We start from the raw sequence: 12,254 nt of genomic DNA, 5'->3' as shown, positions 1-12,254 counted from the left end.
TGGTGCGATCTTGTAAGGATTTGCCTTGATGCAACTGCGTAAGACCCGTTCGAGACTCTCGGGCACTATCGCCGCACTGGCCCTTTCTGCGGGCCTTGGTCTGCTTGGTGGCTGCTCGTGGTTCTCAGAACCGCCACCGGCGGGTACCCCCGGTGCGGCTGATACCGCGGATGGGCTGACCTATGACGGCTCGAATGCCGGCGACGAGGATAACGAAGCCCCCGTGGTTGCCGCAGCCCCCGCCAAGGACAAGCTACGCAACGATATCGTGGCCGTGGTCAATGATACGCCGATTTCGGCCTATGACCTTGATCAGCGCGTTTCGCTGATCATGATCACCTCAAACATCCCGAATTCGCCGGAGATGCGCAAAAAGGTCCGCGAACAGGCGCTTGAGCAGCTCGAAACCGAACTCATTCAGCGCCAGGAAGCCCAGAAGAACGACATCACGGTTTCTTCGGTCGAAGTCGATAAGCGCGTCAAGGAAATTGCCGAAGACAGCCGCATCACACAGGACCAGCTCAAGGAAATCCTTGGTCGCGGTCATGTCTCGATCGCCAGCTTCCGCGCCCAGATCGCCGGTCAGCTTCTGTGGCAAAAAGCGGTGCAGCAGCAATATGCCGGCCGCATTTCGATTGCCCCGGAAACCGTAGATGCCGAGATGAAGCGCCTGGCCGAAAGCGCCGAAAAAGTTCACTATGTGGTGTCGGAAATCTTCGTCGCTGTCGATAACCCCGACATGGACGACAAGGCCCACAAAGACGCCCAGAATTATTACGAACAAATCAAGTCCGGCGCGCCCTTTAACGCCATCGCCCGCCAGTTCAGCCAAAGCCCCTCGGCGGCGCAGGGCGGTTCGATCGGCGTGGTCTATGATGGCCAGCTTGCCCCCGAACTGAACAAGGCCCTGGCGGCGATGAAGACCGGCGAAATTTCCCCGCCGATCCGCGCCATTGGCGGCTATTATATTCTGGCGTTACAGCAGCGGCTGGAACCCTATGGCACCAAGATCGCCGAAACGCGGCCGGAAGATACCGCGCTGCCGGCCACGCTGCCGCTGGCCCGCCTGCTCCTGCCGCTGCCGCCCAAGGCCTCGCCCGCGGTCCAGGAAAATGCCATGCGCATTGCCCACATGCTGGCCAGCCGGATCCCGAACTGTCAGGTGCTGCCCAAAGTGGCCAAGGAAATTCAGGGCTCGGTCTATATGAACCTCGGCACCACCCGGCTTGCAGACCTCAGCCCGCAGATTCGCGATCATCTGGCGAAAACCGAGCCGGGTCAGGTGGCAGAACCCTTCTTCTCCGATGCCGGCCTTGAATTGTTCGTGCGCTGCGATAAGGCGACCATCAAACTGCAAGCCTTCCAGATGCCGTCACGCGAACAGGTTGAGCAGCAGCTTTTCGAGGAGCAGATCAGCGCTATGGCACGCCGCTATAACCGCGATCTGAAACGCAATGCCGACATTGATGTCCGTTGAGGATAGCGCATCGGGAATATTGCAGTCCGCAACCCCGATTCTGATCACCATGGGCGAACCCGGCGGGGTTGGCCCAGAGGTGGCGGTCGAAGTCTATGGCACCTGTGACGGCCATATTGGCGGCCACCCTATCCGTCTGGTCGGTGATCCCGAGGTGTTTTCGGCCTGCGGGGATATTGACCGCGACGCCATCATCCCGACCAAAGCACGGGCCAAACGCACCCCCGGCAAACTGATCGCCGAAAATGCCCCGGCGGTAATTGAAGCGATCCATACCGCCGTGGCGCTGACCCTGTCCGGGCAGGCCGCCGCGCTGGTCACCGCACCGATCCACAAAGCGGTGCTGATGCAGGCCGGGTTCAAATTTCCCGGCCATACCGATTATCTGGCCGAACTGACCGGGGCCAAACGCGCCGTCATGATGCTGGCGAGTGAAGCCTTACGGGTTGTGCCCTATACCGCCCATGTGCCGCTGTCTGCCGTGCCGGGCCTGATCACGGTTGAGGGGCTGGTGGAAACCGGCACCATCCTGATTGAATCCCTCAAGCGCGATTTCGGCATTGCCATACCGCGTCTGGCGGTAGCGGGCCTTAACCCCCATGCCGGCGAAGACGGCAAGCTGGGCCATGAGGAGGCCGACATCATCGCCCCGGCGATCGAAGCCTTGCGCGCCACCGGCGCCAAAGTGCGGGGGCCGATGCCATCGGATACCATGTTCCACGAGGAAGCCCGCGCCGAATATGATGCCGCCTTATGCATGTATCATGATCAGGCGCTCATTCCGCTCAAGACACTGTCGTTCTGGGAAGGGGTTAACGTCACACTCGGCTTGCCGATTGTGCGCACCTCGCCCGATCACGGTACCGGACTTGATATTGCCGGCAAAGGTTTGGCCGATGCGCGCAGCATGCTGGCGGCGCTCAAAATGGCCGTAAAGATGGTCCATGCCCGAAAACACTAATGCTCTACCCAGCCTGCGTCAGACCGTTGAACGTCACGGCCTGATCGCCAAAAAATCGCTGGGGCAGAACTTCCTGCTCGATCTTAATCTGACGGGGCGCATTGCCGAGGCCGCCTCGGTCGCAGGCGAAACGGTGTACGAAGTTGGCCCCGGTCCCGGCGGCCTGACCCGCGCCCTTCTGGCCCAGGGGGCCCGCGTCATTGCAGTGGAGCGCGACGAACGCTGCCTGGCGGCACTGGCAGAGCTGGCGACGGCTTATCCCGGCAAGCTTGATGTGGTCTATGCCGATGCGTTAAGTGTCGATGAAACCACGATCTTCGCCGAACATGGCATCAAGGGGCCGGTGCATATCGCTGCCAACCTGCCCTACAATATTGCCACGGCGCTGCTGGTCAAATGGCTGACGGTGTCCTGGCCACCCTTCTGGGCCAGCCTGACGCTGATGTTCCAGAAAGAAGTTGCCCAGCGCATTGCCGCAGAGCCCGGTGACAGTGCCTATGGCCGCATCTCGGTGCTGACCGCATGGCGGGCTGAAGCCAAAATCCTGTTCGATATTCCGCCCGGCGCCTTTGTTCCGGCGCCCAAGGTGACCTCGTCGGTGATCCGCATCACCCCCCGGCCCGAGCCTGTCGCCCCGGCCGAGCTGGCGCTGCTGGAAAAGGTCACGGCCGCGGCCTTTGGCCACCGCCGCAAGATGCTGCGCCAGAGCCTGAAGGGCCTGAGCCCGGACCCCATTGCCTTGCTGGAAGCCGCCGGAATCGATCCGACATTGCGCGCGGAAAAACTCAGCGTCACCCAGTTTGCGGCGCTGGCCAGACTCTACGCCAATCAGATACAGACCACAGATCAGTGAATACCGTGGCTTTTCAAATGGCTGCTGTATTTCTGATCTGAGCCTTGAATGTGGTTGACCAGCCAGCCTTTGAGAAAATTCATCGTCTCAAGGGTCACAGCGTTGTTACCGGCTTAGAATTTCGCCTGAATGTCGAGCACATGCTTTTTCAGGTCTTCATGCAGGGCCTTGTGCTCGGCGGTATCCGGATAACCTGTCTGGGCGAAATAACGCTCCTCACGATCAAAATGCTCGACCGTATAGGAGATCAGACCGTCAAGGATATGACCAACGGTTTCGATGCCCTTGCCCTCTTTCACACCGTCGAACAGGTCATTGACCATCCCGACGAGCTTCTTGTGATCGGCATCAATGCTGTCAACGCCAACGCTCAAATTCTCGTTCCAATGCATAAGTGCCATGACAATCCCCGTTTTGTGACGTTGGGCCGCCATGGCCCTCGGGCGGCAGTGTGACTGCTAGCCCGGCGGGGGATTTGCCTTTTGTCAAACAGCATCGGTCCGGGGTGGCAGCCCCGGAACAAAACTTTATATCCTTAGCAAAATCTTACCCAGATGCGCCCCACCCATGGCGCGATGAGCCGCCATGGCCTCGGCAAGCGGGAAAACCGTATCGGTCATTGGCCGGATCGTGCCATCGGCAAAATGGGGCCACAACCGCGCCACCAGTGCATCGCGGATGGCACCCTTGGCCTCGGGCGCCCGTCCCCGAAGCCCCGTCGCAGCCCAGGTCAGTTGTTTGGCCAGCATGACGGCAATATCGGCTTCGGCAATGCGGCCATTCTGATAGGCGATATTGACGATGCGCCCGCCCTTAGCGGCGGCGGCAAAGTTGCGCCGGACATAGTCGCCGCCCACCATGTCGAGAACGACATCCGCGCCGTGACCGCCAGTTTCGTCCATCACCACGGCAACGAAATCCTCGCTGCGGTAGTTGATCGCCCGCCGGGCCCCCAGCGCCACACAGGCCTGACAGCCCGCATCCCCACCGGCGGTGACAAACACCGGGTTACCCAAGGCGTTGGCGGTCTGGATGGCCGTGGTGCCGATACCGCTGGCCCCGCCATGCACCAGCAGGGTTTCACCCGGCTGCAGGCGTGCGGTATCGATCAGATTGGTCCACACCGTGAAGAAGGTTTCGGGTAAACCCGCCGCCGCCACCGGATCGACCCCTGCGGGCACAGGCAAAACGCAGAAATCCGACGCCACGGCATATTCGGCATAGCCACCACCGGGGATCAGAGCGCAAACGGTTTGCCCCACACTAGCCCTGGCATCGGGGCCGACCGCTTCGATCACACCGGAAACCTCGAGCCCCAGCGTGTCTGACGCGCCGGGCGGCGGCGGATACTGGCCCCAGGCCTGCATGATGTCGGCCCGGTTGATGCCCGCCGCAAGGACGCGGATCAGCACCTCGCCGGTCTGTGGCACCGGCTTGTCGGTTTCGGCCATCACCAGCTGGTAATCGGCCCCGGGATTGACGACGCTGATGCGCTGCATTGTGGCCAAGGGAGCCTCCGGTCAGGTTAAAGTCTGTTACACGATCGGCAAAGGCAAGCCCTTCGCCGCACAGGCTGCAATCAGGGTGTTGCGCATCAGACAGATGATAGTCATGGCCCCAACGCCACCCGGCACCGGGGTGATATGGGCAGCCCGCTCGGCAGCGGCAGCAAAATCCACATCGCCGACCAGTTTCGACGTACCATTGCCCGCATCGATGCGATTGATGCCGACGTCGATCACCGTAGCACCGCCCTTGACCCAGTCACCTTGAATAAATTCGGGCTTGCCAATGGCGGCGACCAGAATATCGGCGCGACGGCACAGGCCGGGCAGATCCCGGCTGCGCGAATGGGCCATGGTCACGGTGGCATTGGCCGCCAGCAGCAGCTGGGCCGCAGGTTTGCCGAACAGCAATGAACGGCCGATCACCAGCACATCGGCCCCGGCGATATCGCCCAGCGTCTTTTGCAGCAGCATCATCACACCCATCGGGGTGCAGGACACCAGTTTGGCCCGGCCGCTGAGTAACAGCCCGGCATTGGTCGGGGTCAGGGCATCGACATCCTTGGCCGGATCGAGGGTTTCGAGCACCGCCTCTTCCCGGATATGCTTTGGCAAGGGCAGCTGCACCAGAATGCCATGCACACTGGTATCGGCGTTCAGGGCGCGGACGGTGGCCAGCACCTCGTCCTCGGACGCGGTGGCGGGCAAATGGATGTGTACCGATTTGAAACCAATAGCCTCGGCTGTCCTGTTTTTGTTCTTGACGTAAACCGCGCTGGCCGGGTCATCACCCACCAGCACCGTCGCCAGTCCCGGCACCAGAGCATGCGCGGCCTTCAAACGGGCCGTTTCCGCCGTCAACCCGGCGCGCAACCCAGCCGCTTCTGCCTTGCCGTCAATAATCGCTGCCGTCACCTGCAAACTCCTCGAAAGCCACCACAACATGCCTCATAGCACGATGGGGCGGGGGCAAGACAAGATACCCGGGGTACGAGAAACCATATCCGCTTTATGCCTATTGCACAGCGGGGCGGGCGGTTTCTTTGCCGGACTGGTAAAGAACCGCCTTCGCGGCCATCGCCGTTTAAAACGCTCAACACGGGGGACTGTCTGTATACGTCCTATTGTACAGGCTTGGGCAGAAGATAGAACGGACCTTCAAAGCAAACCTGAAAACCAAGGCTCTGCGACAGATGGAAGGAGCCAGTATTTTCCTTGCGACAAGCCCACACCGGCTCGATCCCGCGCTCAAGACACTGGTGGATAAGCCCGACCGCCACGGCACGGGCCAGCCCCAGCCCACGGAAAGGTGTCAGCGTTTCAATGCCAATCTCCAGACAATTGCCAAAGCGCATCGACGCAAAAGCCATCGCCCCAACCACGCCATCCTTTACTGCGCAGATCCCACCGCCGTGACCGAGGAAGCTTGCCGCATTGGGCCAAAACGACACCGGGGTCACGCAAACACCGGGCAGATCGAACTCTGCCGCGGTCATGGCCCGCAGCGACCAGCCTTCGGATAGCCGCGCGGCCGGAAAATGACTTTCAAAATATGCGCGATTAAAACGCAGATTGACACGGTGGAAATGCGTTGCCCGACCATCGGCCACGCCAAGCAGATCATCCCAGCTGAGATGAAGCCAGCGCGGATCGATCTGCAGCCATTCATCCCGCGTCCGATAGGTTCCGGCGCGCAAATGAGGGATCAGCGCCCCGAGCCCAGCCTCAACCGCGCGGCCCCACACCAATGACATGCCATAGGGATGCAGCGCATGAATCAGATGCGGCGCTGGCCACTGATCGCACCACAACGCCCCGGTCATGGTGCCACCCAGCAAAGCATCGACAAACGCATGATTAAGGCCGACCTCACCCAAGGGCGGCAAGATTTCTGGCGACGCACCTAGCGGTACAACAAACATCGCATTTCCTCACGCCATGATCGCCGAATATACCCACCGGCGTTTTACAGGGCCAACTTTTACAGAACCCACATTTTCGGGGGGCAGGCTTTAAGCCTGCTTTGCGTCCCCCTCAACCCATATTCTATTGCAAAACATGTCAGCATCGCCCCACTGTTGCAAAGACACGCAAATACGCATCAAAAATTGCATAAAATTTTAAAGCACGCCTGTAGTGCGACACGCTTATGAAAAAAAACACCGCACGGATCGCATTCAACGTGACAAGGGCTTGCCCTCGCACATAAGGCGAGGCAGAAAATTCATCCTTAACAGCTTCGGGTGGGGACCTTTCAGCGCCGATGACCAAGAAATGACCGTTTCCGCCACGGCACGCCCGGCACCGGCAGGTTTAAGCGAATCCTCGGCCGCCATGAACCGGCGCATCGCCGACATGCTGACGCGTTTTGGCATGAACGGCGACAATCTGCTGGCGGAAGCAGCCAGCAATCCGGTCGATGCCCGTGCGCTGCTCAAACATCCGGCGCTGATCGACAAATTCGGCCTGATCCAGCTGCATTCGGTCGGCGTGATGGATGCCATGCTGTGTCTGGCCACCAATGCCAAACCGGTGATTGCCCCGCCGCGCGATCCCCGTGTCGCCTTGCAGGCGCTGACCTTCTTCCTCAAACTCAATCACACCCCGGAACTGTCGTGGCGCGAGAAAGACACACCGGACGCCTGGTCGACCCGCATCATCGACGCGCTGTTCAGCGGTCTGGCGCAAAAGAAAATCTTTCTGCATGCGGACTTTCTCGGCCTTGACCGCTTAAGCCGCAATCCGTTGTGGCAGGGTTTGTTCGCCTATGCGCTGGGGCTGTATCTGTCGGCCATCGCCGACCCGAAACGCATTGCCCAGCTTGATCAGGGCACATCAATGGCGGCGGTGAACGCCTTTCAGGATTCGGCCACCGCACGTCAGGCCCGCCTGCCCAAGATCAAATACGCCAACCCACTTGCCGGTTTCAAAGACATTGCTGAATATGCCATCGGCGAATATCTCGGCGGGCTTGATGTCAACGAAGCCCTGGAACGCACGCTGGTGCAAGCCCAGCTCGGCCTCAAGGATCAGGGCGGTAACGAGCGCTTTGAATCTTTCTTGCGCGATAATCGCATCAGCCCGGAAACCTTCCCCACTACGGTCAATCAGCTTTACGAAAGCATCCGCAAGATTGTGCGCTTTCGCGAAACAGAGGGCGAAGTTGCGGCGGTCTGTTATGCCTACGCCAGCGAGGTCAAGGAAACGGTGAAGATCGAGCGCATTTTCGCCTCGTTCGCCGATGCGATTTTTCCGCTGGCCGCCAAATGTCGACGGCAGTTCGCTTTCGGGAACCTTGCTGCCAGTGAGGGTGCCGCAATCATTGCACGCTGGGCACGCCATTCGGCCCGTCTGGCCGAGCTGAAACGCAGCGGTCTGCCCAAGCAGCTGGCCAATCTGGTGCCCTGCTTAAGCAAGGACGAGCGGCGCGCGCTGATCGCATTTCGGGATGGGCGCACCGAAGCCAAAAGCATCACGCCGCAGGATGTCGCGATTTATGTCCGCTCGCGCTGTAAGCTGCTGACCTTGTCAGCGCAGCAGGCCAAGATCGCACGTGTCGAACAATTGCTGCAGCAACAGATCAACGGCGCCGAACAGTTCATCATGCGCCCCGGACAGGCCCTGCTGCAGGACATGACCTATGGCATTGATGTGTTCTTCCGCACCTTACGCGTGGTGATGGAAGACATCTGTCAGGGCACCGGCCAGCAGATGCGCGATCAAACCCGCACACTGGCGGATTTCCAGCGGCGCTATGGCCCGCTGCCGACAGTATCGCTGCTGGTGCCGATGGCCCCGGGTGGCAAGGTCGAGGACTGGCTCAAACAAGCCCGCGATGCCTTGCAAACCGTCAACCCGGATTATTTCGGTTAAGGCTTTACTCTGCGGGTACCGCCACACTAGGCGCATAGGCCAGGTTCAGCGCAGCTTTAAGATCTGCGATCAGATCATCGGGATCTTCCAGCCCGATATGCAGGCGGATCAGCGGCCCACCGAAATCTTGCGGCCGGGCGCGGGATGTAAGCTGCGGCGTGCTGTAGATCGCCAGACTTTCAAACCCGCCCCAGGAATAGCCCAGACCGAACAGATGGAGATTTTTCAGCAGAGCTTCGATCTGCGCCTCGGCGGCGGGCTGCAGCACCACACCGAACAGGCCGCAATGACCGGTAAAATCCCGCTGCCACAGACTGTGCCCGGGATCAGACGGCAACGCCGGACATAAGACACGCTGCACCACCGGCTGTTCGGCCAGCCATTTGGCGACGACAAGGGCATTCTCGCCATGGCGGGCCAGCCGCGTCGGCAAGGTGCGCAAGCCCCGCAGGATCTGATAGGCATCATCGGGCGATACCGACCAGCCGGTTTCGACATAAGACTGCCGTAAGCGCGCCACCGCCGCGCCACGGGCAACGGCACAGCCCATGAACACATCGGAATGGCCCCCGGCATATTTGGTCAGCGCCTGAATGCTGACATCAACGCCATGATCGAGTGGTTTAAAATAAACCCCGGCTGACCAGCTGTTATCGATCATGGTCATAACGCCCATGGCGCGCGCCATCGCCGCCACGGCGGGAATATCCATCATGTCGAACGTCAGCGAACCGGGCGCTTCCAGCACGATCAGCCGGGTGGCCGGACCGATCAGGCTTTTAAGTTCCTCTGCCGACGCGGTGGGCGAGAAGAAACGGGCCGTAATGCCAAAGCGCTTAAGCGCACCGCTGACAAAGGCCCGCGTCGGATTATAGACGCAATCGGCCACCAGCACTTCGTCGCCACGATCAAGCAGCGCCATCAGCGTACCAGTGATCGCCGCCAGACCGGAAGGGTAAAGAAAGGCCGCCTCGCCCTGCTCCAGATAACACAAGGCGTCTTTGAGAGAATCCTGGGTGGTCAGGCCCTGACGGCCATAGCAGCGCTTGGAATGATCCAGCAGGCTGGCCAGGCTGTCGACCAGCACGGTGGAGCCGCGCTGAACCGGGGGATTGACGGTCTGACAATCCCCGCCACCCGCCCGGCCGACATGCAACAAGGCGGTCTCTTCCGTCAGCGGTGTCTTTCCCATCCGTACCGAACGCATCACCAGTAATCCCCATTTTAAAACCACGCGCCCCGTCACGGGGCACACATCACGGCTTTTAAAAATATCCCGGCACGGATGGAATTTTTCACCAAATATTATTGCGTTAAGCATGATTATTAGGATTTTTTTTGATATATAATCGTATATGTCTATATTTTCACCAACGGAGCGCAACAGTCCATGACCGCACCGGTAAAACTGGATTCGATCGACATCCGTATCCTCAACGCCCTGCAGACCGACGCCAGTCAGAGCGTTGCGGTCATTGCCGAGGACGTAGCGCTGTCACAAAACGCCTGCTGGCGGCGCATCAAGCGGTTGGAGGATGAGGGGGTCATCAAGAAGCGGGTGGCGCTGCTTGATGCCACCAAGCTCGGCGTCGGGGTGACGGTTTTTGTCACCGTACGCACCGGCGAGCACAGCGACAGCTGGTCGAAGCATTTTTCCACCGCCGTGGCGGGAATGCCCGAAATCGTCGAATTCTATCGCTTAAGCGGCGATGCCGATTATCTGCTGAAAGTGCAGATTCCCGACATTCATGCCTATGACGTGTTTTACAAACGGCTGATACAGGCCGCCAAACTGACCGATGTCAGCTCTGCCTTCTCGATGGAGGAAATCAAGCAGACCACGGCCCTGCCGCTGCCACACATATCTTAAGCCGCCTGTTGCAGCCGGTCTTTTAGCGCGCCAGCCAGCCGCTGCACCACCGTGGCCCAATCCCCGGCCTGATCCTGACGGAACAGCCGCATCGACGGATACCAGCGTGTGGTATCCCGCTCATCGGCCCAGCGCCATTCGGCCGCGGCGGGCAGCAGCGTCCACACATCTTTGCCCATGCCGCCCGCCAGATGGGCCACAGCTGTATCAACCGTAATCACCAGATCCAACTCGTCCAGCGCCGCTGCCGTGTCGGCAAAGTCGATCAGATGGGGGGCCAGATTTTTCAGGCCCGCAATATTTTCACGGGCCAGATCGGCCTCCCGCTCGCCGACCTGCAGCGCATACCAGCAGGCACCGGACTTTGCGATCAGCGGGGCGAACAGACCCAGCGGAACAGAGCGCCGCAAATCAGGAAATGGGCGACTGGCCCACACCAGACCGATGCGCGGCCGCGTACTGCCAGCGAAATTGCGCCGCATAGGTGCGACGGATTCCGGTGCCGGATGCAGATATTTCACTGCCATCGGCAGCGCCTGCGGCGTCAGTTGCAGCCGGTACGGCAGGCTCATCAACGGCAGCGCGTAATCCAGCGGTTGGTCGGTCGCCACATCCTCAAGCAGATCGGGTCGCCGGATCACCTGGATACCCTGCAGGCTGTTGGCCAGCAGCCGGATCAGCGGCACCGGCACCTCCAGCAGCACTTCGGCCTCAGGGTTGCGATCCTTCAGCCATTGCACCAGCGGCACGAACTGAAGCACATCGCCAAAGCCCTGTTCTGCCCAGATCAGAATACGTTTGCCCGCCAGCGGTTCGCCCCGCCACGGCAACGCCATCAGACTGCGGCTCGGCTCTGGAAATTCCGGCCACTGCCAGCGCCATTCATATTCCGCCCATCCTTTGGCAAAATCTCGCCGCCCCAGCAGCGACAGGGCATAATTCCAATGGGCCAGCGCAAAGCCCGGCGCGGTCTGCACAGCACGGTGGTAACACAATAACGCCGCCGCGGGCCGCTCAAGGTCGCTCATCACCTTGCCCAGACTGGTCAGCACATCGGCCACCCGCTCCCCCCGCCCCGACGCCACCCCTTCGGGCAGAGGATCGATCCGGGCCAGAAAAGCCGGGTCCAGATACGGCTCCAGCGCCGCAACAAAAGCGGCAATATCCGGCACACTGCGACCATAGCCGCGCAACGCCCGGATCATCAGCGCCGCTGCTTCATCCCAACGGCCCAAAAGGGCCAGACAGCTACCCAGATTGGCGTTGGCCAGATAATTGGCGGGCTCGCGCGCCAGCGCCTGAAGAAACACCGGCTCGGCCTGAGAAAATTCTTTGCATGTGTAAAGCTGGCAGCCAAGATCAATCAGGGCATTGGTTGCCGCATCCCGATGACCGATCAGATCGAGCGCCGCGCTTAAATGGCGGTAGGCCGACCACAGCGTGGCATCAAGACGCGTAACCCGCAGGAACAGATCAGCCGCCCGCGCAGGGTCGCCCTGTGCCGCCGCAATCAGCCCCAGCTGATGGAGGCAGGGCGCCATCAGATGCGGTTGATCAACCAGATTGCGATAAAGCTGTTGCGCCCCATCAAGATCGCCACTGTCATGACAGCGGATCGCCGCGGCAAAGTCCGGCACACAGTCTTGCAGTTCAGCAAAGGGGCGGGGCGCGGTTTCAGTCACGGGCTTTATCCCTGATGCGGCGGGGCAGGATGA

General features: G+C 60.4%; 11 protein-coding genes. 5 read left to right on the top strand and 6 right to left on the bottom strand.

The genetic code is table 11. The features are described from left to right. The first annotated feature begins 28 nt into the window (after window positions 1–28). The 3 genes from ACZ5RI_RS05230 to rsmA are packed head-to-tail and all read left to right on the top strand — an operon-like array spanning window position 29 to window position 3,291. Window positions 29–1,477 carry a peptidylprolyl isomerase gene (locus tag ACZ5RI_RS05230; protein ID WP_464515054.1) on the top strand — a complete coding sequence of 483 codons (1,449 nt, stop codon included), beginning with the start codon at window positions 29–31 and terminating at the stop codon, window positions 1,475–1,477. Continuing rightward, complete coding sequence (gene pdxA / locus ACZ5RI_RS05225; protein ID WP_464515053.1) at window positions 1,467–2,438, top strand: 4-hydroxythreonine-4-phosphate dehydrogenase PdxA; 972 nt, start codon at window positions 1,467–1,469, stop codon at window positions 2,436–2,438. Before ACZ5RI_RS05230 ends, pdxA begins: the two co-directional genes overlap by 11 nt. Then, a complete protein-coding gene (gene rsmA, locus ACZ5RI_RS05220; RefSeq protein ID WP_464515052.1) occupies window positions 2,422–3,291 on the top strand; it encodes a 16S rRNA (adenine(1518)-N(6)/adenine(1519)-N(6))-dimethyltransferase RsmA in 870 nt (289 codons plus the stop codon). Before pdxA ends, rsmA begins: the two co-directional genes overlap by 17 nt. 113 nt (window positions 3,292–3,404) lie before the next feature. On the opposite strand, the gene ACZ5RI_RS05215 is transcribed toward rsmA, so the two are convergent. From ACZ5RI_RS05215 to ACZ5RI_RS05200, 4 genes are all read right to left on the bottom strand, one after another. Then, window positions 3,405–3,692 (bottom strand): bacteriohemerythrin, encoded by a 288-nt coding sequence (locus tag ACZ5RI_RS05215; protein ID WP_464515051.1) that lies wholly within the window; start codon window positions 3,690–3,692, stop codon window positions 3,405–3,407. A 126-nt stretch (window positions 3,693–3,818) separates the two neighbouring features. Continuing rightward, complete coding sequence (locus tag ACZ5RI_RS05210) at window positions 3,819–4,790, bottom strand: NAD(P)H-quinone oxidoreductase (RefSeq protein ID WP_464515554.1); 972 nt, start codon at window positions 4,788–4,790, stop codon at window positions 3,819–3,821. A 36-nt stretch (window positions 4,791–4,826) separates the two neighbouring features. Next, a complete protein-coding gene (gene folD, locus ACZ5RI_RS05205; RefSeq protein WP_464515050.1) occupies window positions 4,827–5,741 on the bottom strand; it encodes a bifunctional methylenetetrahydrofolate dehydrogenase/methenyltetrahydrofolate cyclohydrolase FolD in 915 nt (304 codons plus the stop codon). Between the two features lie 176 nt (window positions 5,742–5,917). Further along, window positions 5,918–6,718, bottom strand: a complete 801-nt coding sequence (locus tag ACZ5RI_RS05200; protein WP_464515049.1) for a GNAT family N-acetyltransferase — start codon at window positions 6,716–6,718, stop codon at window positions 5,918–5,920. Window positions 6,719–7,070: 352 nt separating this feature from the next. On the opposite strand from ACZ5RI_RS05200, the gene ACZ5RI_RS05195 reads away from it, so the two are divergent. Next, on the top strand, window positions 7,071–8,669 hold the full coding sequence (locus tag ACZ5RI_RS05195; RefSeq protein ID WP_464515048.1) for a hypothetical protein: 1,599 nt from the start codon (window positions 7,071–7,073) through the stop codon (window positions 8,667–8,669). Window positions 8,670–8,673: 4 nt separating this feature from the next. On the opposite strand, the gene metC is transcribed toward ACZ5RI_RS05195, so the two are convergent. Further along, complete coding sequence (gene metC, locus ACZ5RI_RS05190; protein WP_464515553.1) at window positions 8,674–9,876, bottom strand: cystathionine beta-lyase; 1,203 nt, start codon at window positions 9,874–9,876, stop codon at window positions 8,674–8,676. A 183-nt stretch (window positions 9,877–10,059) separates the two neighbouring features. On the opposite strand from metC, the gene ACZ5RI_RS05185 reads away from it, so the two are divergent. Continuing rightward, on the top strand, window positions 10,060–10,539 hold the full coding sequence (locus ACZ5RI_RS05185) for an Lrp/AsnC family transcriptional regulator (RefSeq protein WP_464515047.1): 480 nt from the start codon (window positions 10,060–10,062) through the stop codon (window positions 10,537–10,539). Here the strand turns inward: ACZ5RI_RS05185 and ACZ5RI_RS05180 are convergent. Further along, window positions 10,536–12,221 carry a glycosyltransferase family 9 protein gene (locus ACZ5RI_RS05180; RefSeq protein WP_464515046.1) on the bottom strand — a complete coding sequence of 562 codons (1,686 nt, stop codon included), beginning with the start codon at window positions 12,219–12,221 and terminating at the stop codon, window positions 10,536–10,538. The genes ACZ5RI_RS05185 and ACZ5RI_RS05180 overlap by 4 nt on opposite strands. Window positions 12,222–12,254: the final 33 nt, after the last annotated feature.

It is taken from the genome of Micropepsis pineolensis (assembly GCF_055392125.1).
Note: the sequence above shows the minus strand (reverse complement) of the source record. Positions and strands in the feature narration are given on the sequence as shown.